16 protein-coding genes are annotated in these 23,254 nt (G+C 66.3%); 6 read left to right on the forward strand and 10 right to left on the reverse strand.

Going from position 1 to position 23,254, the window contains the following annotated elements:
- Positions 1 to 34 precede the first annotated feature (34 nt).
- The 4 genes from F7O44_RS21930 to sigE form a co-directional block, all read right to left on the reverse strand.
- Positions 35 to 1,441, reverse strand: coding sequence for a trypsin-like peptidase domain-containing protein (locus F7O44_RS21930; RefSeq protein ID WP_162452417.1), 1,407 nt, complete (start codon positions 1,439 to 1,441; stop codon positions 35 to 37).
- A gap of 92 nt (positions 1,442 to 1,533) precedes the next feature.
- Entirely contained in the window at positions 1,534 to 2,655 is a 1,122-nt protein-coding gene (locus F7O44_RS21935) for a sigma-E factor regulatory protein RseB domain-containing protein (protein ID WP_162452418.1), read from the reverse strand.
- Positions 2,652 to 3,386 carry a zf-HC2 domain-containing protein gene (locus tag F7O44_RS29470; protein ID WP_162452419.1) on the reverse strand — a complete coding sequence of 245 codons (735 nt, stop codon included), beginning with the start codon at positions 3,384 to 3,386 and terminating at the stop codon, positions 2,652 to 2,654. The genes F7O44_RS21935 and F7O44_RS29470 overlap by 4 nt, the downstream gene beginning before the upstream one ends.
- Positions 3,383 to 4,024 carry an RNA polymerase sigma factor SigE gene (gene sigE, locus F7O44_RS21945; protein ID WP_162452420.1) on the reverse strand — a complete coding sequence of 214 codons (642 nt, stop codon included), beginning with the start codon at positions 4,022 to 4,024 and terminating at the stop codon, positions 3,383 to 3,385. The genes F7O44_RS29470 and sigE overlap by 4 nt, the downstream gene beginning before the upstream one ends.
- 287 nt (positions 4,025 to 4,311) lie before the next feature.
- Here sigE and F7O44_RS21950 point away from each other — a divergent pair, with 287 nt between their 5' ends.
- Entirely contained in the window at positions 4,312 to 4,884 is a 573-nt protein-coding gene (locus tag F7O44_RS21950; RefSeq protein WP_343073906.1) for an O-methyltransferase, read from the forward strand.
- A gap of 52 nt (positions 4,885 to 4,936) precedes the next feature.
- On the opposite strand, the gene glgC is transcribed toward F7O44_RS21950, so the two are convergent.
- Entirely contained in the window at positions 4,937 to 6,157 is a 1,221-nt protein-coding gene (gene glgC, locus F7O44_RS21955) for a glucose-1-phosphate adenylyltransferase (RefSeq protein WP_162452421.1), read from the reverse strand.
- A gap of 112 nt (positions 6,158 to 6,269) precedes the next feature.
- On the opposite strand from glgC, the gene glgA reads away from it, so the two are divergent.
- Entirely contained in the window at positions 6,270 to 7,430 is a 1,161-nt protein-coding gene (gene glgA / locus F7O44_RS21960) for a glycogen synthase (RefSeq protein WP_162452422.1), read from the forward strand.
- A gap of 120 nt (positions 7,431 to 7,550) precedes the next feature.
- Here the strand turns inward: glgA and fdhD are convergent, their stop codons facing one another.
- The 5 genes from fdhD to F7O44_RS21985 all read right to left on the reverse strand — a co-directional run bounded on the left by fdhD (position 7,551) and on the right by F7O44_RS21985 (position 15,681).
- Entirely contained in the window at positions 7,551 to 8,375 is an 825-nt protein-coding gene (fdhD, locus tag F7O44_RS21965; protein WP_174255970.1) for a formate dehydrogenase accessory sulfurtransferase FdhD, read from the reverse strand.
- Between the two features lie 329 nt (positions 8,376 to 8,704).
- Positions 8,705 to 10,969: an ABC transporter ATP-binding protein gene (locus F7O44_RS21970; RefSeq protein ID WP_162452423.1), complete on the reverse strand. Its 2,265-nt coding sequence runs from the start codon at positions 10,967 to 10,969 to the stop codon at positions 8,705 to 8,707.
- 19 nt (positions 10,970 to 10,988) lie between these two features.
- Positions 10,989 to 12,155, reverse strand: coding sequence for an ABC transporter permease (locus tag F7O44_RS21975; RefSeq protein WP_162452424.1), 1,167 nt, complete (start codon positions 12,153 to 12,155; stop codon positions 10,989 to 10,991).
- Positions 12,156 to 12,171: 16 nt separating this feature from the next.
- Positions 12,172 to 13,167 carry an ABC transporter permease subunit gene (locus tag F7O44_RS21980; protein WP_162452425.1) on the reverse strand — a complete coding sequence of 332 codons (996 nt, stop codon included), beginning with the start codon at positions 13,165 to 13,167 and terminating at the stop codon, positions 12,172 to 12,174.
- Between the two features lie 84 nt (positions 13,168 to 13,251).
- Complete coding sequence (locus tag F7O44_RS21985) at positions 13,252 to 15,681, reverse strand: golvesin C-terminal-like domain-containing protein (RefSeq protein ID WP_162452426.1); 2,430 nt, start codon at positions 15,679 to 15,681, stop codon at positions 13,252 to 13,254.
- Between the two features lie 249 nt (positions 15,682 to 15,930).
- On the opposite strand from F7O44_RS21985, the gene F7O44_RS21990 reads away from it, so the two are divergent.
- The 4 genes from F7O44_RS21990 (at position 15,931) to F7O44_RS22005 (ending at position 23,243) form a co-directional block, all read left to right on the forward strand.
- Positions 15,931 to 17,733, forward strand: a complete 1,803-nt coding sequence (locus F7O44_RS21990; RefSeq protein WP_162452427.1) for an ABC transporter substrate-binding protein — start codon at positions 15,931 to 15,933, stop codon at positions 17,731 to 17,733.
- Positions 17,723 to 18,499 (forward strand): helix-turn-helix domain-containing protein, encoded by a 777-nt coding sequence (locus F7O44_RS21995; RefSeq protein WP_162452428.1) that lies wholly within the window; start codon positions 17,723 to 17,725, stop codon positions 18,497 to 18,499. The genes F7O44_RS21990 and F7O44_RS21995 overlap by 11 nt, the downstream gene beginning before the upstream one ends.
- 110 nt (positions 18,500 to 18,609) lie before the next feature.
- On the forward strand, positions 18,610 to 20,856 hold the full coding sequence (locus F7O44_RS22000) for an FAD-dependent oxidoreductase (RefSeq protein ID WP_162452429.1): 2,247 nt from the start codon (positions 18,610 to 18,612) through the stop codon (positions 20,854 to 20,856).
- A gap of 101 nt (positions 20,857 to 20,957) precedes the next feature.
- The gene (locus F7O44_RS22005) at positions 20,958 to 23,243 is read left to right on the forward strand and encodes an FdhF/YdeP family oxidoreductase (protein WP_162452430.1); all 2,286 of its coding nucleotides are present in this window, start codon (positions 20,958 to 20,960) and stop codon (positions 23,241 to 23,243) included.
- The last annotated feature ends 11 nt before the right edge of the window (positions 23,244 to 23,254 follow it).

Consider the following 23,254-nt stretch of genomic DNA (forward strand, 5'->3'; position numbering starts at 1 on the left):
AGTGCCGGCCCGTGCAACCAGGGTACGTCTATGGTCAACCCACTGCAGAGCCGAGGGTCACCGAAACATCGCGAGAATTACCGTCGCGTTCGATGGTGAGCACGACATCCTGACCCGGTTCGCGGGCCCGCAGCATCACGATGAGCTCGCCCGGCCCTCGGACCGCCTCGCCGTCGAGCGCGGTGATGACGTCTCCCGGCCTGATACCGGCTTCGTCAGCTGGGCCGCCCGGCGTGATGCCGGGCTGTTCGTCGTCGTCCGGCGCCACCCGAGCGCCAGGTCCGGTGTGGCCGTTCTCCAGCAGCGCACCGATGATCGGATATACCGCCTCACCGTTGCTGATGAGCTGTTCGGCCGTCCGGCGGGCCTGATCGATCGGAATGGCGAACCCAAGGCCGATGCTGCCTACCTCAGAGCTGAAGCCGAGCGTGGCGATCGCGGAATTGACCCCCACCACGCGCCCCGCAGCGTCCACGAGCGGGCCTCCGGAGTTGCCCGGGTTGATAGCGGCGTCGGTTTGCAGCGCGTTGATGTAGGACTGGTCCGATCGCTCACCGGCCGTGACAGGGCGGTCCAGCGCAGAGACGATCCCGCTGGTGACCGTGCTGTCCAGACCGAGCGGACTGCCGATGGCGATCACCGGGTCACCCACCGCCACCGACGACGATTCGCCGAGTATCACCGGCTGCAACTCGTCGGCATCGATCCGCAGGACAGCGAGGTCGTAGCTAGGGCTGTTGCCGATGATGTCGGCGTCGAACTGGCGGCCGTCGAACAACTCGATCTCGATGGCTCCGCCACTCACGCTGGTACCGGCCGCGACGACGTGGTTGTTGGTGAGCACGTAGCCGTCGTCTGAGATGATGAAGCCGGAGCCGTGCCCGTCCGCAGCGGCGATGGACACCACGCTGGGAAGCACCGTGCTGGCCACTCCTGCCGTGGACGTGCTGGGCCGCTCCCGGACATTCGCCGGGTCGGAGCCGATCACGGTCACGGTCTCAGTGGGCCCGCCATTCGTCTCGACGAACTGGGCGCCGACCGCACCCCCGACGACACCCGCCAACAACGCCATGACGGTCACACCGACCGCGAACGGCCAGCGCCGGCGCGTGGTTCGTTGCCGAGGCGCGACGAGGCTGCCGTCCGGCAGCGAGTACGGATCGGCGTATGTAGCCGCCGTGCTGTTCACACCTGCCCACGAGTGGTCACGGGCGTCATCGAGGATCGAGTTGGCCTGCGGGGGCTGCCACCCGCGGGAACGCGCGGAAGCAGACCTGGATCGCGCCGACGCTTCCTCGCCCGGTTGTGCTGCTGCGGACGCCGGCTGCCCGGGGGTGACGAATGTCCATTCGCCGCCGGCCCACGGCTCCCGGCGGCGCTGCGAAGCGGCTGCCGAGCCGCCCGGCGCCGCGTCGTCGGGAGTGGACCATCCGCCCTTCACAAGGACCAATCATACGGGGTCGGGTCCGAGCGGCGTCATGAACGCAGTCGAGGATTCAGCCGAATCTTCCGGGACGAAACGACACCTCGGAATCAGCCGAACGGATTGAGCCAGGAGCCGACCTTCTGCGCGCCGCGGCCGACCCGAGCCAAGAGCCCGCTGTCTTCCTCAGGCAGCGGGCGATCCGGCGGCAAGGTGTCCAGGATGTCGTCGACCACCTCGAGCGGCGCATCGGCCACCACGGTGATCACCCGACCGTTCGACGACCACGTGAACCGCGCCGGCGGCCCAGGGATGGCATAAACCGTGCCCTCGCCGACCTCGTGTGCGGTGTAGGTGTGCAGCTGTTCTGGGTCGAGGCGGCCAGGCTGTTCGAAGACCGACACCGTCATGACCCCATCGGAATAGCTCAACTGGACGGCTTCGCCGAGGTGCCGGGCCTCGTAGAGGACGAAGCTGCCGGCCAGAGTCTCCGGGCAGTGATAGCCCTCCTTGCGCAGCTGTTCGATGTCGTCCCAGCGGAGCATCGATTGGTCGTGCACCTGGGTGGACGACAAGCCCACCGCATCCATCCCGCTTCGCAGGCAGCACGGTGGCACCTCGGCCAGGGAGATCTCGACGAACGCGCTGGCGCTGAGCAGATGCCCGTCCGGGGTGAAGGCTTCTCTCCGCAAGGACAACGTGGTCCGGCGGTCGAGCCATAGCCTGGCCGCCACCGAGCCGTCGGGCCGCAGCGCCTCGACAACGTCGGCCTGACGTCCGGCAACCTGGCCTTCGCCGGCCATCCGGACGTCGTATGACCCGATCAGCAGATCGACCGGGCCGCCGCTGTCAGCCAGCCAGGTGGTACCGGAATGCCCCTGCAGAATGGAGGTCTGGGTGTCCTGCAAGCTGATCTCGGTGGCGCCGGCAGCCTGATGGCGCACCTGAACCACCGCGCTCTTGGAGGCGCCGCTCTTGGCCAGCGTCGACCATGCCGACACATACTGGGTGCCCTCGTACGACGTGTAGTTCGGTGCATTGGCGGAACGGGTCAGCAGCTCCACCGCTTGGGGGTCGTCGGTACCGGCGAGACTATCCGGCGCCGCCGCCGACGTCGCCGGATACACCAGCAGGATCAGCGCGCCCAGCAGCACTGGTGCGGTGAGCAGCCCGAGCCCCGAGAACGGTCGCGACGCTCGGTAGTCACCCGCTGCCTTCGTGCTGTCTGTCACCGGCCGTCCCCGGATGTGCTGGCGTCATTTCCCGCCAACCCACCACCGCTGGTGGCCGGCCCCGACCCGAAGCCCGACGTGCCGAATCCGTGTGTGCCGGCACCGGGGGTCCCCAACCCTGGAGTGGAGCTGACGCCGTCGTCGATACTGCGCAATGCCGGCACGATGATCGACGCCGGTTCGCTGAACGGCAACCCGCCGGTGGAGCGGGCGTGTTCCAGAGTGAACTCTTCCATCGGCGGCACCACCGTGGCCGGCGTCTGGTCCCGGCTGGTGTTGGCCGGTGCGCCCAGCGAAGCGAGCAGCACTAGCAGAGCGCCGGTGGAGACCATTCCTCCGGCCGCTGCCCTGACGCCACGACGATGCTTGTCGACGAACTTGGTGCGAGAGTGGCGATGTTCGTGCCCGGTTCCGGACGAGTGTCGGTGCGCCGCCCCGGGGCGCATGGACCGGTCCGGCCCCCACGGCGCCACGTGTATCTGGGCATCCGCGGGTACGTCGTCGCGCGGCAACAGGCCAGCCGGCTCCGCCAGCGCGACGAGTTTGCTCATGAGCTGCTCGGGCATCTCGGCGTCGGGAAGTGACGTCATCACGCCCTTCGCGTAACGCTCCAGGTCGACGGCTTCGCGACAGTGATGGCAGCTAGCCAGATGGGCCAGCGCGCGGTCGCGCTCCTCATGATCGAGGCGGTCGTCGACGAGGTCACTTACTCTGTCGTCGAGGTGTTTCATGCTTGCTCCCCGGAACCATTCAGGTCCCCCGGCGAATCGTGTCCCACCCCCGTGTCCAGTGCCCGCGCATCGTCCGGCGCACGATGCTCCAGCGCCGCGCGCAGCTGAGCGCGCCCGCGGTGGATCCTGCTACGGACCGTGCCCAGCTTGATGTCGAGCGTGGCGGCGATCTCTTCGTAGGAGAGGCCTTCGATATCACACAGGACCACCGCTACCCGGAAGTCAGGTGCCATCGCGTCCAGGGCCGCCTGGATGTCAGCCTCCAGCATCCGGTCGGTGAGCACCCGCTCCGGAGTCGGCTCACGGCCGTGCAGGCGTTCACCGGCGTCGTCGCCCAGCGCATCGAACCGGATGCGCTGCTTGCGGCGTACGGAGTCCAGAAAGAGATTCGTCGTGATCCGGTGCAGCCAGCCCTCGAACGTTCCAGGCGTATACGAGGACAGTGATCTGAAGACCCGGACGAAGACGTCCTGGGTGAGGTCTTCCGCGTCGTGGGCGTTGCCGGTAAGCCGGAAGGCCAATCGATATACCCGCGCGGAATGCTGGCGAACGATCTCCTCCCAGCTCGGTGGAGTCCACGCCTCAACATCCGCCACCGGCTTACCTCCTTCGACCAGGCGCGTGAGCAATAACGTCATGGTGACTCATTGCCCCCTTTCCTGGCCAATCGATACGCGTATCTATGGTGCCAACGCGCCGCGGGGTGTCTGGGTTCCGGATCCGGCATCGTGAAACCGCGCACGATCCACTTCCAGCCCGCCATGCTCTAAGCTTCGACTGAAACATCACGCTTCGACCAGGGCACCTACCCGCAACCGGTGTACTAATCGCTTCCGAGGAGGCCGTCATCTCTACCGGCGACATCACACCGCCGACGCCCGACTCCTGGGCGTACACCGAGGCCTATCTCCAGGAGGACTCCGCGGTGGTCCGCGCCCGGCAGCGCGCCGCCGAGGTCGGCGCTGTTCCCATCGGCGCCGGCAGCGGATCGGTCCTGCGCCTGCTGGCAGCCGCCGTCGAAGCCCGGACAGTGGTGGAGATCGGAACCGGTGCCGGCGTGTCCGCGCTGTACCTGCTGGGTGGAATGCGCTCTGACGGGGTGCTGACCAGTGTCGACATCGAGTCTGAGCACCAGCGTCTGGCCCGCGAGGCCTTCTCCGAAGCCGGAATCGCACCGAACCGGACCCGCCTGATCTCCGGATCGGCTCTCGAGGTGCTGCCCCGCCTCACCGACGGCGCGTACGACCTCGTGTTCTGTGACGCGGACAAGACAGAGTACGTCGATTACCTCGAGCAGTCGGTGCGGCTGATCCGTCCCGGTGGGCTCGTGGCATTCGACAACGCTTTGTGGCACAACCGGGTCGCCGACCCCGCGCAACGGGATCCGGAGACTCTCGCCGTCCGCGAGCTCGGCCGTGTGGTCAGCGAGCACGACGCACTCATCCCGTCGCTGCTGCCGACCAGCGACGGCCTCCTCGTAGCCGTCAAACGCCCATGATCATGAACACTTGATGACCATATCCGTCACTTAGTGTTCATGATCATCGGTGTCACTCGACGACGACGCCCTTACCCACGGCGGTGATCCCGCCGGCGCTGACGGTGTAGCCACGTGCCCGGTCGGCGTCTTTGTCCACACCTACGGTGGCGCCGTCGCGAACCACGACATTCTTGTCGAGAATCGCATCCCGGACCGTCGCGCGGGCTCCCACCCGCACCTCGTCGAGCAACACCGACCGCGACACGGCCGCGCCTTCCATGATGAACGCACCGGGCGCCAGCACCGAGTGGTCGACCAGGCATCCGGACAAGATGCAGCCCGGCGCCACGATCGACTCCCGGGCGTGTCCACCCTCGACGAACTTGGCGCCCGGAAGCTGCGGATGACCGGTCAAGATCGGCCACTCACGGTTGTACAGGTTGAACACCGGCATGACGGACACAAGATCCATGTGCGACTCGTGATAGGCGTCCAGTGTCCCCACGTCGCGCCAGTACCCGCGGTCGCGGTCGGTGCTTCCCGGCACGTCGTTGTCGGCGAAATCGTAGACACCCGCCGACCCCTTCTCGACCATCAACGGAACGATGTCGCCGCCCATGTCGTGTGCCGACGCCGGACTCTGCGCGTCGGCTTTCAACGCCTCGAGCAGGGCTTCGGTGGTGAACACATAGTTGCCCATCGACGCGAGACAACGATCCGGGTCATCCGGCAGCGCCGGCGGATCCGCGGGCTTTTCCAGGAATGCCTCGATCCGGCGGCCGTCCGGCGTCTGGATGATGCCGAAGGCACTAGCCCCCGAGCGCGCGACCCGGATGCCGGCCACCGTGGCGTCCATCCCGCTGTCGATGTGGGCCTCAAGCATCTGCCGCGGATCCATCCGGTAGACGTGGTCGGCGCCGAAGACGACGACGTACTCGGGGCGCTCGTCATAGATCAGGTTCAGCGACTGGTGGATGGCATCGGCACTGCCCTGATACCAACGAGGGCCCAACCGCTGCTGCGCCGGCACGGGAGTGACGTACTGACCGAGGATGGTGCTCATCCGCCACGTCACGGAGATGTGCCGGTCGAGCGAGTGGGACTTGTACTGCGTCAGCACGCAGATGCGGTCGACCTCGCCGTTGACCAGATTGGACAAGACAAAATCGATCAGGCGGTAACTGCCACCGAACGGCACGGCGGGCTTGGCCCGATCCGCCGTCAGCGGCATGAGGCGCTTGCCTTCACCGCCAGCAAGGACAATCCCCAGAACATGCGGCCGCTTCGACATGACGGCACCCTACGGCCATCCGCCGTTTTGCCCAACCCCCGGTCCCTCTCCATGCGGGCAACGTGTTGCCCGCCGAAGCGTGCGCCGGGCATTCGCCGATACGCTGCGGGGCATGCGCGTTGGAATCCTCACCCGCGAGTACCCGCCCTACGTCTACGGCGGCGCCGGTGTGCACGTGGACTTTCTCGTCCGGCACCTCCGGGAACAGCCCGGCACCGAGATCGAGGTCCACGCACTGGGTCAGGCCCGCGAGGGCGCGCGAACCTACGACGAAGAAGACACCAGGCTCACGACGGCCAATCCGGCCTTACGAGTGCTCAGCGCCGACGTCGCCATGGCGGGGAACCTCGATGGCCTGGACATCGTGCACTCACACACCTGGTACGCCAACGCCGCCGGCCAGCTGGCACAGATGCTGTACGACGTGCCCCACGTCGTCACCGCGCACTCGCTGGAACCCCGGCGGCCCTGGAAGGCTGAGCAGCTGGGCGGCGGGTACCGGTTGTCCTCCTGGATCGAGCGCAGCTCCTATGAGTCCGCCGACGCCGTCATCGCCGTGAGTCACGGGATGCGCGCCGACGTGCTCGACGCGTACCCGGCCGTCGATCCGGACCGCGTCCACGTCATCCACAACGGGATCGATACGGACTTCTACCGGCCAGCTCCGGAAACCGATGTGCTGGAACGCCTCGGCATCGATCCCACCCGGCCGTACGTCACGTTCGTCGGACGCATCACCAGACAGAAGGGCGTCCCGCATTTGCTACGCGCCGCCCTCCGGCTACCCGCCGACGTGCAGCTAGTACTGCTGGCCGGCGCAGCCGACACACCTGAGCTCGCCAGCGAGACCGACGAACTCGTGACCCGGCTGCGAGCCGAACGCACCGGCATCGTGCTCGTCAGCGAAATGCTTCCCCGCGAGGACGTCCGCCAGGTCCTCACTCATGCCACCGTGTTCTGCTGTCCGTCGGTCTACGAACCGCTGGGCATCGTCAACCTCGAGGCGATGGCCTGCGAGACCGCCGTCGTCGCCAGCGATGTGGGCGGCATTCCGGAAGTGGTGGACGACGGCGTCACCGGCCTCCTGGTCCACTACGACGACGCCGACACCGCCGGCTACGAGGCCGGCCTCACGGCCGCGATCACCCGGCTGACCACCAATCCGGACCTGGCCGCACGGATGGGCCGCGCCGGGCGTCGTCGCGCCGTCGCCGAGTTCGGCTGGGCCGGCGTCGCCGCCAGGACGGTCGAGATCTATCGCGCGATTTCATGATCATTGTGCTCGTTTAGGTGCCATAGCGCCTAAACGAGCACAATGATCATGGAGCCTCCGCTGCCGCGACCTATGACACGTTCCGCTGCCGCGACCTAAGACACGTTCCGCTGCCGCGACCTAAGACACGTTCCGCTGCCGCGGAAATGGCCCCACGCGGACCCGTTCCTGGTGTGTGTAGACATTCATTCCGCCGCCGCGGACAAAGCCGAGTAGGGTCAGCCCGCACTCGGCGGCGAGATCCACGGCGAGACTGGACGGGGCGGAGACCGCCGCGATGACCGGGATTCCGGCGACCGCGGCCTTGTGCACCAATTCGAACGACGCCCGTCCGCTCACCTGCAGTACGTGACCGGCCAATGGCAATCGCCCACCGCGCAAAGCCGAACCGACCACCTTGTCAACGGCATTGTGCCGCCCCACATCTTCGCGAACCACCAAGCATTCTCCGGTGGACGTGAATAGTCCCGCCGCATGCAGACCGCCGGTACGGTCGAATATCTTCTGCTCCGAACGCAGGAGGTCAGGAAGCGCCGATAACACTCCCACATCGAACCTCGCGTCATCACCCAGTATCGGCCAGCGCAGAGAGGTACGCACCGCCTCGACGCTGTCCGCGCCACACACCCCACATGCGCTCGTCGTGGCAAACGCGCGCGGACGCGGCGGAGCGACGTCGGGCGCCAGCCGCACCTCTACGGTGTTCTCTTCATCCTGGCACATTCGCATCGCGACAATGTCGGCGGGCGCGGCTACGACGCCCTCACTCACCAGCCATCCCGCAACGAGATCAAAGTCCTGACCAGGTGTACGCATGGTCAGGGTCACGTTCTCTCCGCCGACACGCACGATCAGCGGTTCTTCGATGGCCAGGGTGTCCGGCCGCTGCGCGGCTCGCCCTGCCCTCAATCGAAGAACTGGCTGCCGAGTCGTCATCCGCCCCATTGACCCACCTTTGCCTAGTTCCGACCGCTCCGCCAGTCTTGTGGTCATATCCGAGGGTTCACTCAATATGAAGTTATAGTTCGGCTCTCACTCGTTCAGCGAATTGACCTTTCCCAGGGGCCAGCCACTTCACTCGCGAGCCGCATCACCGCCCATGATCATCTTGCCACGATTCTGCATGTGTGTGCGTGACTATATGCCGCCGAGAAACCAGTTTGGCGCGATTTCGCCAAACTGTGCGCAGAAATGCCCACATGAGGAGGTCCGCTTCACATGAGCCGCACTCAAGTGGTGCGCTCCTGACTCGTCCGCCGCGTGCCGGCCCTTGTTCAGACCACGCCGGTCAGGTTGAACGACTCCGTGTGATGGCAGCTCGTGAGCCGGCCAGAGCCAGTACGCCGCAGTTCAGGAACTGTGCTTACACAGCTGTCATCCCGCCGGTGCGGACAGCGGGTATGGAACGGGCAACCCGGCGGCGGATTGGTCGGATCAGGCAGATCGTCTGAAACCTCAGGCGCCTGCCGCTGGTTCCGGAGCCGCGGATCAGGCAGGGGCACCGCCCGCATCAGGGCCTCGGAATACGGGTGGTGCGGCTGCCGGTAGAGATCCACGGTGTCGGCGGCCTCGACCACCTTGCCCAGGTACATCACGGTGACCCGGTCACAGATGTGCTCGACCACAGACAAGTCGTGAGAGACGAACAAGTACGTGAGATCGAACTCGGCCTGCAGGTCGAGCAGCAGATTGAGGATCTGCGCGCGCACGGAGACGTCGAGCGCGGACACGGCCTCGTCGGCGATGACCAGGCGCGGCCTGGTGATCAACGCCCGGGCGATATTGATGCGCTGCCGCTCTCCGCCGGAGAACGCGTGCGGATAACGCCGGATGTACTCCGGCCGGAGGCCGACACGGGACAGCATCTGAGCCACCCGGTCCTCCCGCTCCGACCCCTCCGCCAGCCGGTTCACCCGCAATGGCTCACCGATGATCTGGCCCAGCGTCATCCGCGGATTCAACGACGAGTGCGGATCCTGGAAGATCACCCGGATTTCCCGGCGGTACTGGTGCAGATCCCGGCGTCGGATGCCGGCCAGGTCAACCCTTTCACCGTCTTCGCGCCGGTAGTGGATATGCCCCGACGTCGGCTCCAGCAGCCGCGCGATGCAGCGGCCGAGCGTGGTCTTGCCGCATCCGGACTCGCCGACGAGGCCCAGCGTCTCACCGGGCCGGATACTGAGGTCGACGCCGTCGACGGCACGGACGAAGCCACGGGTCCGCTGGAGCAGCCCGGACTTCACCGGGAAGTACAGACGCAGGTCTTTGACCTCGAGCAGCGGAGCAGCGGCGGTAGCAGAGTCAGGGCCAGGTGCTGTCTCTTCCACCACCGGCGCCGCCGGCGCCGCGACCGCGCGGCGAGCCACGTCATCGGATCCGTGGCCGCCACGGTTGACCGCGTCGGGGCCAGCGTGCGGCGTGTCCAGACCTCCCCCGCCAGCCAGCGCGTCCGGGACTGAGTACAAATGGCAGTGCGCCCGGTGCCCGGCCTCGCCGAACTGGATGAGCGGAGGCTCCTCGGTGTCGCACACCCCTGGCATGGCCCAGTCGCACCGGGTGTGGAACGGGCATCCGGCCGGCCGATTCTGTGGGTGCGGCACCATACCCCGGATCGCTTTCAGCCGTTCCCGGCCCGCGCTCACGGCTGCCGATCCGCCCCGCACGCCGCGCATCGTGGGAATCGAACGGAGCAACGACTTGGTGTACGGGTGTTTCGGATCGGAGAAGATCTGCTCCACCGAGCCGTGTTCGGCGACCTTGCCCAGATACATCACGGTGACCTCGTCGGCGATCTCGGCCACCACACCGAGGTCGTGGGTGATGAACACCATCGCCATACCGTTCTGCTCCTGCAGGTTCTTCAGCAGGTCGATGATTCTGGCCTGGGTCGTCACATCCAGAGCGGTCGTGGGCTCGTCGGCGATCAGCAGAGCCGGATCACACGACAACGCGATCGCGATCATCACCCGCTGGCACATGCCACCGGACATCTGGAACGAATAGCTGTCGAACCGCTTCTCCGCCTGCGGGATACCTACCCAGCGCAGGAGTTCGATGCCCTTCTCACGAGCCTCGGCCTTGGTGAGTCCACGGTGCAGCTGCAGCGTTTCAGCCAGCTGCGCTCCGACCGGGTACATCGGCGACAACGAGGCCATCGACTCCTGAAAGACCATGCCGATCTCGCCGCCACGGACTCGCCGGATCTCTTCACCGGCCGGGTCCAGCGCCGCCAGATCCGTCCACTCCCGCCGGTCCGGGCGCCATTGGATCTGCCCGCCGACGATCCGCCCGGGGCGGTCCACCAGCTGCAGCACGGATCGGGCGGTAATCGACTTTCCGCAGCCTGACTCGCCCACGACACACACCGTCTTGCCGTTCGGCACGGTGAGGTTCATGCCGTCGACCGCCTTCACCACCCCCTCGTTCGTGAAGAAGTGGGTCTGAAGCCCTTCGATCCGCAGCAGCGGCTCCCCCATCGGCAACCGCGACAGCTCCGGGTCGGCGACGGCAGTGGCCAAGGATCGGTTCGAGGCATCCATCAAATCTCCCTGGCAGTTTCTAGTGCTTGTATGGGTCGGCCGCATCGCGCAGGCCGTCGCCGAAGAAGTTCAGCGACAGCACCGCCACGATCACGGCGATGCCGGGCAGCATCATCCACGGCGCGGTCTCGATCACCCGGATGCTCTGCGCTTCCTCGAGGAGCACGCCCCAGCTCACGGTGGGCGACTGCAGGCCGATTCCGATGAACGACAGCGCCGTCTCCGCGAGGATCATCGCCGGGATCGCCAGCGACATGTTGGCGATGATGTGGCTGGTGAACGACGGCAACATGTGCCGGAAGATGATCCGTGGCTGGCTGGCGCCATCGACCGTCGCGGCCATCACGAACTCCTCTTGCCGCAGCGCGAAGAACTTCCCGCGCACTTCCCGCCCCAGCGCGGCCCAGCTGATCAAGGAGAGGATCACCGTCAGCGCGAAGTACCGCTGCAACGACCCCCAATGGGGTGGGATCGCGGCCATCAAACCCATCCACAACGGGATGGTGGGGATGGAGACGACGAATTCGATGATCCGCTGAATGATGTTGTCCACCCAGCCGCCGAAGTAGCCGGAGATTCCGCCGAGGGTGATCCCGAGCAGGAAGCTCAAGACCACACCGACCAAGCCGATCGACATCGAGACCGCCGTGGCATGGATGATCCGGGAGAGCATGTCGTGCCCCAGCGCGTCGGCGCCGAGGAGGTACATCGGCGGACCGTCCGGGTCTTTGGGTCCGATCAGATGCCGGTCCCAGGTGATCAGCCCGAGGATCTTGTATTCCTCACCACGCACGAAAAGCCCGACCGGAACCTTCTGGGATTCGTCGATCTCCCAGGTCAGGCCCAGCGTGTCCGGGTCCTGCTCGGCGACGTAGCCGTGCACGTGCAGACCCCATTCGCCGTCATCGACGAACTGCAGCCGTTGCGGCGGTGCGTACGTGTACTCGGAGTCGAAATGCGAACTCGAGTACGGCGCGAGAAATCCGGCGAAGATCGCCACCAGGTAAATGAAGATGGTGACGATCCCGCCGACGACGGCGAGCCGGTGCCGTTTGAAGGTCCACCACACCAGCTTCCACTGGGGGGCGACGGAGATCTCCGGTTCGTCGGAGATCTTGCGATCGAAGGCAGCCGGGCCGGAGCCGTCATCCGACGGGTCGTGTTCGTCAACATGCTGCTGTGTCATGTCCAGCTACTCCCAACTACCGGCCGTACCGCAGCCGGACACGGGGGTCGAGCCACCCGAGCAACAGGTCGGAGACCAGCGTGCCGATTACCACCAGCACGGCGCTGATCAGGATGAGCGAGCCCGCGAGATACATGTCCTGGGCCATCAACGCCCGGAGCAGAAGCGGTCCGGTCGTGTCCAGGTTGAGCACCCTCGAGACAATGGCGTCGGCACCGATCAGCGACGCCAGGATCCAGCCGATCGTGGAGAAGAACGGGTTCAGCGCCACCCGCAGCGGATACTTCACCGTCAGCCGTTTCTCCGGCAGGCCCCGGGCCCGGGCCGCCACTACGTAGGGCTTACGGAGCTCGTCGAGCAGATTGTTCCGCAGGATCCGGATCAACCCCGCCGTGCCGGCCGTGCCCCACACCACGATCGGGACCCACAGATGGCCCAGCACGTCGAGTATCTTCCCGAGGTTCCAAGCCGAGTCGGCGTACTCAGGTGAGACGATGCCACCGGGGCTCTGGCCGAAGTACCGCAAGCCCACCCACATCAGCACGAGCGCGATCATGAAGTTCGGGACGGCGAGCCCGATGAAGCCGATCATCGTGAAGGCATAGTCACCAACCGAGTGCTGCCGCAGGGCGGAGTAGACACCGATCGGGAACGCCACGATCCAGATGAACAAGATCGTGGCGACCGACAGACCCACCGTCAGCGCCAGCCGGTTGCCGATCAGCGCCGAGACGGGCCGGTTCCAGTCGAAGGAATGGCCGAAGTCCAGCCCGAACACGATGTTGGTGATCCACGTGTAGTACTGACTGATGAACGATTGCCCCAGCCCGTATCGTTCTCGCAGCGCAGCCAGCTGGGCGGAGTCGATCTCCCCGCCCTCTGCCTCCATCTGGGCGACCACCGTCGTGAGGTAGTCGCCCGGGGGCAGCTGGATGATCGCGAACGAGATAATCGAGATCACGAACAACGTCGGGATCATCACGAGAATCCGGCGTGCGATATACCCCAGCACTCGTCGGCTCTCCTCTCGCTGGGTTCATGGACACACGGTGCCGCAGCGGTTCAGCGCCGCGGCACCGCGTGTTCGGTGACGGTTCTAGTCGGCGTCTCCGGATGTCGTGCGCTCCTCGACCAGCCGGAACCGCAATGCGTCGGCGCGGTGATAGCCCGACCCGACCGTGAGTGTCACGCCGCCGCCGGTGCCGGCATCGAACGTCCACTGCCCGAGGGCGTACCAATCACCCATGCCGTCGACCGGATCGATCGTGACGTCGGCTGAGCCGTCGGCGTGTTCGACCGAGTAGTGCGCCGAACGCGTTGTGGTGGCATGGTCCGGCCACCACACGGCGACCTCGTATTCACCGCCGGTGGGCAGTTCCGGCACCCAGGTCGCCGTCGAACCCGCCGTGTTGCTGTAGCGGGTCAGCGAGCCGTCGTAGCCGGTGAGATTGCTGGAGATCCACGTTCCGCTCTCGGTGTAGGCCTTGGCGCAGTCCGCGTGAACGGTCTGCGTGGTGACGACGACGTCCTGATCGTCACCTGACGACGGCGGCTGTGGCACCCACGCCGGCGGGCCGGTGCGCTGTTTCTCATAAGGGATCAGCTGCGCGGCCGACGAAAGATCGCCGCCGCTGCTGTGCTCGATCTGCAGCCGCAGGTACCGCGCGGTAACGCCGTCGAGGTCGACGTCCTTGGGCAGCCTGGTGCGGTCCCACTCCACCTCGGCGACGTCGGTGAAGTCCGTGCCGTCGCGGCTGGCCTGCACCGTTGCCCGGAGGATGGTGCCGATCGCGCTGTCGTACCGCGGCTGGTAGCGCAGCGCTGACAACCGGCGTACCCGCTCCATGTCGATGGTGATCTCGTGCGGCAGCTCGACGGCGGCATCCGAGTGCCAGTGGGTGCGAATGTCGCCGTCGACGGCGCGCTCCGCCCCGCGATGCTCGGCCTCGGTGGAAGCCGTGGCGCTCAGCTGCCCGGCCGGAATGGCATGGCCGCTCGGCTCGTCCGGCCAGCTGGCATGAGGATCGGCCGCGTCTTCGGACAGCGGCTCCCGGTTGCCGGCCGAGGCTGTGCCGGAACCACGAATGACGAGGTCGGTCACGACGGCGGCGTGATCAGAGTAGAACGGGAACCGATCGTCGAGTGCGGAGCCTTGCTGCTCCGGCAGCCGCTCGGTGAGCGTCGCCGAGTCCAGGACCCGCACGTCGTCACCGCGAGTGAAGACGTAGTCGATACGGCCGGGAGCGAAGATCTGGCCACGGGCGGGGTCCATGGTCGAACCGGGGTAACGGCCGGCGTCGGGATACGCCCACCGATACGTGTCAGTGAAACCGGCCTCGGTGAACATCCGGGTCACCGGCCAGTCGAGTACCAGGCCGCCGTGACCGAAGACGGGTGCGAAGCGCTCGCTCCAGTCCAGATGCGAGAGCGTGTTCAGGTCGCCGCCGATGATGATGGGAGCGTCGTCGTCGCCGACATAAGTCGTCAGCCGGTCCTCGAGCACGGTAGTGGCCATCCGCACCCGGTTACGCTCGTCGGTGCCGATGACCTCGTCGTCGGTGTGATGCCGGCACAATCCGAGCGTCTCTTCGAAGGCGGCCCGGTTGGCGTGTGTACGGGCGTTGTCCTGGTGATGCAGCCAGGTGGAGAAGGCATGGACATGCCCGCCGTCCGGCAAGCCGAGGCGCGCGCCACCGAAGTGGAAGGACGAGACGCCACCACCGGAGATGCGCTCGTACACCTCCTCGACCGGCAACCAGGTGTACAGCCAGAGGTTGTCCCGGTCCGGAGCCTGGCCCGGCTCGCGGGTGATCTGGACGCCGGTGAACTCGCGACCGTCATTCCGGTTCCGGTTCAGGGCTGCCTCGATGTCTGCCCCGGCACCGTAGGTCTCGACCAGGAACAACACGTCGGGGTCTTCGTGCCGGACGAACTCCAGCAATTCGTCGAGGTTCTGTTCGCCCATTCCGGCGCCTTGCGCCGGGTCCAGGGTTCCGCCGAGCCAGATGTTGAACGTCATGACCCTCAACGCGGTGCCGACCTCGCCATCCGGTACCGCGCCGACGGTCACGTCGACGCTCAGGTCCTGGGGCGCGTCGCCAGTGGGAACGTGGAACTCTCGGGTGGTGGTCTCGCCGTCGGCCGTATAGCGGCGCCACCGCTCGATCGCGTCACCGCCTTCCGACACCTCGACGGTGGCCTCGTGGGTGAGTCCGTCTACTGCCTGCCATGAAGCGCTGACCTGGCAGTCACTCGCCAGGGACTCCAGCGGCATGGTCACCGACGGGTGGTCCGAGGTGTCGAGCTCAGCCGTCGCAGCCGGTTGGCCGCCGCAGATGAGCTCGGCCCGCACCAGACCCTCTTCTGCCGGCATGTCGGGCGGTGCGGCGAGGGTGAAGGTCACCGTCGCGCTGCCGCTCTGATCGGTTGGCCCCGCGTTCTTTTGGGCTTGGTGTCCGTTCGCCAGGGCGGACGACGCCGCCAGCATCACGCCAGCGACGACGATTACTCCAAGCGAGTCGCGCATCTTTCGACCTTGACTATGCGTAGGAGGCATGTTCAGATCAGAGCATGCACGAAATCGAGAGTCAATAGGCAGTTTCAAATCGGCGAACGGAGGACACTCGTGACCGGACACCTGTCACGCAGACGATTCCTCGCGGCCGGAAGTGGCGCCGTGAGTGCTTACCTGCTCGTTGGATGCAACCTCGACCCCGAACCACGAAACGGAGGAGACGACTCGGGTCCCGGCCCGAGCCCAAGCGGAGAATCGCCAATGCTGGCGAAGAGAGTCGAGGCAGGTGAACTGCCCCCGCTGGCCGAGCGAATCCCGATGAACCCGCTCGTCGTCGACCCGGTAGAGGAGATCGGCCGGTACGGCGGGAACCTGACCAGCGCGATCCTCGGCCCGGCCGAGGCCATCCAGATGTTCCGCGTCGTCGGCTACGAAGGCCTCGTGCGCTGGACTCCCGACTGGGACCTCGCCGTCATCCCGAACATCGCGGAGAGTTTCGAGGTCAGCCCGGACGACCGCGAGTTCACCTTCCGGCTGCGCGAGGGCATGAAATGGTCCGACGGCGAGCCGTTCACCGCTGACGATCTCGTCTTCGCCCGCAACGACGTGCTCAACAACGACGAGCTGTACCCGAGCGGCGCCGGAAATCCGGTCCGGGCCGAGAAGATCGACGACTACACCGTGACCTTCATCTTCGACGACCCGGAGGGCCTGTTCCTGCCCAACCAGGCCCGGGTGCACAGCTCAAACGCCGGCACCACGCTGGTCAGCCTGCCCAAGCACGTACTCGAGCAATACCACGCGGATTTCAACCCGGACATCGACGAGCTCGTCGACGCCGAGGGGGCCGCGGACTGGGTCCAACTGTTCCTGGACAAGACCGACATCTGGTCGAACTCCGACCTGCCGACGCTCAACCCGTGGATCATCATCGATCCGGTCGGGGAGGGCAACCAGGTCCGGCTCGAACGCAACCCCTACTACTTCAAAACCGATCCCGAGGGAAACCAGCTCCCCTACATCGACCGGGTCACCTACGACATCATCCAGGACGACGAGGTCATCCTGTTGCGGGTCGTGTCCGGTGACATCGATCTGCAGCTACGTCCGGTCAACAGCCTGGAAAACCGGCCGATCCTGGCCGCCGACCGCGAGTCGGGTGGCTTCCGGTTCTTCGACGCCATCCCGGCCAACATGAACACGATGGCGTTGTGCCTGAACCTCAGCCACAAGGACGAGGCGGTCCGCGAGGTCTTCCGCAACAAGGACTTCCGGATCGGGCTGTCTCACGCCATCAACCGAGAAGAGATCATCACCGCCGTCTACCAGCGGCAAGGTGAGCCATGGCAATGCGCACCGCGACCGGAGTCGCCGCTGTTCGACGAAAAGCTCGCCAAGCAGTACACCGAATACGACGTCGACCTGGCCAACGAGTACCTGGACAGTGTCCTGCCCGAGAAAGACGGCTCCGGGTACCGCCTGCTGCCGAACGGCGACCGGCTGCGGATTCTGATCGAGTTCGCCACCGGGATCTGGCCCGACTACCCGGGCACGCTGAACCTCATCGAGGGCTACTGGAAGGCGGTGGGGGTCGACACCAGCGTCAACGGCATGGATCGCTCGTTGTTCCTGGAAAGGACCGAGGCCGGCGATCACGACGCGGCCGTATGGCAAGGTTCCGGGGGCCTCAACGACATCTACCTCAATCCCCGTTTCTATGCGCCGACGGGCGCCGGCAATGCCGCCTATGCGTTCACCTGGACCGAGTGGTACACCAGCGGCGGCGAAAGCGGCGAGGAACCGCCCGAGCCGGTGCGTCGCCAGTTCGAGCTCTACGACCAGGTCAAGGCCACCACTGATGCGGACGAGCAAGCCACGGCGATGACCGAGATTCTCCAGATCGCCAAAGAAGAGTTCTGGGTGATGGGCATCAACTTGCAGCCCGAGGAGTACGGTGTGGTCAGCGCGGCGCTTCGCAACGTCCCCGACGCGATGCCCAATGCCTGGGACTACCCGACCCCGGCACCCACCAACCCGGAGCAGTACTTCTTCGATGGCGAATAGAGCAGCAGCCGAGCGGTCTGGCGCGTCGGCCAAGGCGCTGGCCAACGGGGTCACGGTGCTCCAGGCTCTGGTGGAGTCCAACGAACCTGTTTCGGCCAGCGAGATCGCCCGCCGGGTCGGGCTGCACCAGAGCTCGGTGTCCCGGATCCTGTCGACGCTCGCGGAGGCCGGTTACGCACGCAAGACCGGCTACCGCAGCTTCGCTCCGGACTTCGGTGTGCTGTCGCTCGGTGCGGCGGCGATCACACAGTTCCGGCTCGCCCACCGTCCTCGCAAGGCGATGGAGGACGCTGCCCGGCTTGCCCGGGGCGCCGCGGTGTCACTCTCGGTGCTGTGGCGTGGTGAAGTGATCTACTTCCTACGGACGCGTGGGGGGGATCAGCCGGTCCTGTTCAACGCCGACGGCTGGCCGCTGCATCTGTCCGCGCCAGGCCTTCGGCTGCTGCTCGAACTCCCGGAGAACGAAGCTCTCGAGCTGCTCCGGGAGTCCCGGAAGAAGTACGGCTGGGAACGCCCGGAATCACCGGCTCCACAGTCCGAGGAAGAGGCACTCGCGCGCGGCCGCGAACTGCTGGCACACGAGTGCCTCATCCTGGACGGCTGGCTGAAGCCCGGGCATATGTCCTCCGCCATCACCGTGGACGCGCCGGGCGAACCGCCCGTCGCGCTCTCGGTGACCGGACGGACCGAGCTCGCCGACCCGGACACGATCCGGTTGTGGCTGCACAGCTTCCGCCGCTCGGTCGAACAGGCGCTCAGCGACTAAGAACCCGCGCGGGTTTTAAACCTCTAGCCCTCCAAGCATTCCTTCCGCCGTGGTCGCCGCCGCATCGTGGCGTCCGCGACGGCGAAAACTCATACCGATAGGAACGAACCATGCAGGACGAGTATGTCCAAACCGATCTGACCGTCGTGGGTGGTGGTCTCGCCGGAGTCTGCGCGGCGATTGCCGCCGCCCGCCTTGGGCGAAGCGTCGCGCTGGTGAACAACCGGCCAGTACTAGGTGGGAACTCCTCGAGCGAGGTGCGGGTGTGGGTCTGCGGCGCGACGGCGCACGGGCGCCAGCGCTACGCTCGCGAGACCGGCATCATGGGCGAGTTGTACGTCGAGAACCAGTACCGCAACCCGGACGGCAACCCCTACTACTGGGACATGGTGGTCCACGAGGCGGTCCGCAACGAGCCCGGAATCCAGCTCTTCCTGAACACCGACGTGCATGACGTCGAAGCCTCCGGCGACCCGGACAACCGCCGGATCGACGCCGTGACCGGGTGGATGCTGGGCTCGGAGCGGCGCATCCGGTTCGAGTCGCCGGCCTATGCCGACTGCACCGGCGACGGCTTGGTCGGACACCTGGCCGGCGCACGGCACCGCATCGGACGAGAGGCCCGCGCGGAGTACGACGAGCCGTGGGCGCCGGAGACCGCCGACGACATCACCCTCGGCAGCACTCTGCTGTTCTACACCAAGGACGCCGGTCACCCGGTCAAATACGTGCCTCCGTCGTTCGCCATAGACGTCACCAAGACCCCCATCCCTGAGCGGCGCATCATCCGCTCCGGCGACAACGGCTGCGCGTACTGGTGGATCGAGTGGGGCGGCGAACTCGACATCGTCCAGCACAACGAGCGCATCCGCGACGAACTGTGGGCCGTGATCTACGGGGTCTGGGACTACATCAAGAACTCCGGAAAGTTCGACGCCGACACCATGACGCTGGAGTGGGTCGGGACCGTGCCCGGCAAACGGGAATACCGCCGGTTCGTCGGCGACTACACCCTCACCCAGCACGACATCCTCAACCAGACGCCGTTCGAGGACCGGGTCGCCTTCGGCGGCTGGTCGATCGACCTGCACCCGCCGCAGGGTGTCTACGCGACCGAGGCCGGCTCTAAACACTGGCACTCCAACGGCGTCTACCACATCCCGTTGCGGTCCCTGTACTCGGTGAACGTCGAGAATCTGTGGGTCGCCGGGCGTGACATCAGCGCCTCACACGTGGCGTTCGGCACCACCAGGGTGATGGCCACCTGCGCGGTTGTGGGGCAGGCGGCCGGCAGCGCCGCCGCCGTCGCGCTCGACACCGGTGTCACACCCCGCCAGCTGGCGCACGACCACCTCGACCGGCTCCACCAGGTCATGCTCCGCGAGGACGCCTCGGTCCTGGGGGTACGCAACGACGACCCGGCCGACCTGGCCCGCCACGCCCGGATGTCCGCGTCGAGCGCCTTGACCGACCTCGCGGTGCGGCCGGAACCGTCCGGCCCGACGGCGCGGCCGCTGACCACGGACGCCGGCGTGATCGTCCCCGTCGACCCCGAGCTGACTCAGGTCGGCCTGCTGGTCGAGGCCGCCACCCGCACCGACCTGACGGTCGAGGTGTTCGATACCGGGCTCGAGCAGAACTATGTCCCACACAAACGGGTCGCCCAGGCCGGCGTCACGGTCGAACCAGGCCCGCCCCGATGGACGTGGCTGGACCTGCCGTGGCAACCAGGGTCGCCGCAGAACGCCTTCGTGATCGTCCGGGCGAATCCGGACATCACCCTGTTCACCAGTGGCACCGCCGAGCCGGGTATACGTAGCTTCGAGCACCGGCCAGCACCGCCCGAGGCCGAGTTCGAGCAGCCGCTACTGGACTGGGTGAAGCTGCGGGACTGGCAGCACCTGTGCGTCGGCGTGCGCCCGGAGACCGCCGCGTGCCGTCCGGAGAAGGCCATCGGCGGGTTCGCCCGGCCCTGGGCCGGCCCGCAGATGTGGGCGTCCGAGCCCCTGGCCGGTGTCCCGGAGTGGCTGCGGCTGGACTGGCCGGAGCCGGTGACGCTGAACCAGGTGGAGATCGTCTTCGACGACGACGTCGACGAGTACCTGATCAATCTGCACCACTGGCGCACACCGTTCGACGTCATCCCCACCCTGATCCGCGACTATCGCATCGAGATCGACACCACGGGCGACGGCGACTGGCAGATCGTGACCCGCCAACAGGACAACCGCCGGCGCCGCCGTGTCCATCGGATGGACGAAGCCACCGAGGTCCATGCGCTGCGGGTCGTGGCCGAATCGACGAACGGCTCGCCACGCGCCCACATCGTCTCGGTCCGCGTCTACCACTCCCGCTGATCATTGGCACTTGGCCACCGATATCGGTGGCCAAGTGCCAATGATCAAGGGGGTCCGGGCGTCACTGGTCAAAGGCCACCACGGAGCCGTACCGTCGATGCATGACCAAGGACGCTCCGGAACACGACTACGACGACTCCCAGCTGTTCGTCCAGCCGCCCAAACACACGGCTGCCGGAGTACCGGGTGTTGTCCATGGTCTGCGCGATGTACTCGACCAGGCAGGCGCCAGGCGCGGCTGGCAGACCTTGCGGGTGCTCAACCAGCACGACGGCTTCGACTGCCCAGGCTGCGCCTGGCCGGAACCTGACAAGCCACACTTGGCCGAGTTCTGTGAGAACGGCGCCAAGGCCGTGGCCGAGGAAGCCACCACCCGCCGGGTCGGTCCGGAGTTCTTCACCACCCACCCCATCAGTGAACTCGCCACCAAGACCGACTACTGGCTCGGCCAGCAGGGGCGGCTGAGCACCCCGATGTTCCGCGACACCGACTCCGATCACTACCGGCCGATCTCCTGGGATGAAGCCTTCGGCGTCATCGCCGACGAGCTCGCCGGTACCGACAGCCCGGACCAGGCGGCGTTCTACACCTCCGGGCGCACCAGCAACGAAGCCGCCTTCCTCTATCAGCTGTTCGCGCGCAAGCTCGGTACCAACAACCTGCCCGACTGCTCCAACATGTGCCATGAGTCGTCCGGCGCGGCACTATCCGAAACCATCGGCATCGGCAAGGGCAGCGTCTCACTCACCGACATCACCGACCACGCCGAGCTGATCGTCGTCGTCGGGCAGAATCCTGGCACCAATCACCCACGTATGCTCACTGCCCTGGAGGAGGCCAAGCGGCGCGGCGCACGCATCGTCGCCATCAACCCACTGCCGGAGACCGGACTGCGCGCCTTCAAGAACCCACAGAAGGTGCGCGGCGTCGTTGGAAAAGGAACGCCGCTCGCCGACCTTTTCCTGCAGATCCGGCTCGGCGGTGATCAAGCGTTCTTCCAGGCCGTCAACCGGATCCTGGTGGAGTCCGACGAGCGCACCGGTGACGTCCTGGACCATCGATTCATCGCCGAGCACACCAGCGGCTTCGAAGCAGCAGCGGCCGGCTGGCGGGCATTGGATGCCAACGACGTGGTCGCCGCCACCGGATTGAGCTCGCGCCAGATCTCCGCGTTCGTCGACGAAGTGATCTCCGCGAAAAGCGTCATCGTGTGCTGGGCGATGGGCCTCACTCAGCACAAGAATTCGGTCCCCACCATCCGGGAGATCGTCAACTTCTTGCTCCTTCGCGGCAACATCGGCCGCCCGGGCGCCGGTGCCTGCCCGGTTCGCGGCCACAGCAACGTCCAGGGCGACCGGACCATGGGAATCTGGGAGAAGATGCCGGATGCCTTCCTGGACGCGCTGGGCGCCGAGTTCGGTTTCGAACCACCGCGGGAACACGGCCACGACACCGTGAACACCATCCGCGCGATGATAGATGGCCGGATCCGGGTATTCATGGCCCTCGGCGGCAACTTCGCCGCCGCGACCCCGGACAGCGAACGCACCGCCAACGCGTTGCGATCAGTGCCGCTGACTGTGCATGTATCCACCAAGCTGAACCGCTCGCACGTCGTTCCGGGGCGTCGCTCGCTCATCTTGCCGTGCCTCGGCCGGACCGAGAGAGACGTCCAGACCGGCCGCGAACAGTTCGTGACCGTCGAAGACTCCATGTCGATGGTGCATGCGTCCCGGGGCAAGCTTCCTCCGGCGTCGGGCGAACTGCGCAGCGAGGTAGCGATCGTCTCCGGCCTGGCGAGACGGGTGCTTGGCAACGACGACCCCACACCGTGGGAGGAATTCACCGCGGACTACTCGAAAATCCGCGAACGGATCTCCAGGGTGGTGCCCGGCTTCGAGAACTTCGAACAACGGGTGGCCGCGCCTGGCGGCTTCGTCCTGCCGCATCCGCCGCGCGACGAACGCCGCTTCAATACCGCCGACGCCCGGGCCCGGTTCACGGTCAACGATCTCGACGTGATGGTGCTGCCGCCCGGCCGGTTGATCCTGCAGACCATCCGGTCTCACGACCAGTTCAACACCACTATCTACGGCCTCGACGACCGCTACCGCGGCATTCACAACGGCCGGCGCGTCGTGTTCGTCAACCACGACGACCTCGAGGAGCTCGGCATCGCCGACGGCACCCCGGTTGATCTGGTCAGCGAATGGGGTGACGGCGAACGAAGGGCACCGGCGTTCCGGGTGGTTTCGTTCCCCACGGCCCGCGGCTGCGCGGCCGCCTACTACCCGGAGACCAACGCGCTGGTTCCGCTGGACCACACCGCCGACATCAGCAACACACCTGCCTCGAAGTCCGTCATCGTCCGCCTCGAGCCCACCTAAATGATCATGTT

The sequence above is a fragment of the Phytoactinopolyspora mesophila genome, assembly GCF_010122465.1.
GTDB lineage: Bacteria > Actinomycetota > Actinomycetes > Jiangellales > Jiangellaceae > Phytoactinopolyspora > Phytoactinopolyspora mesophila.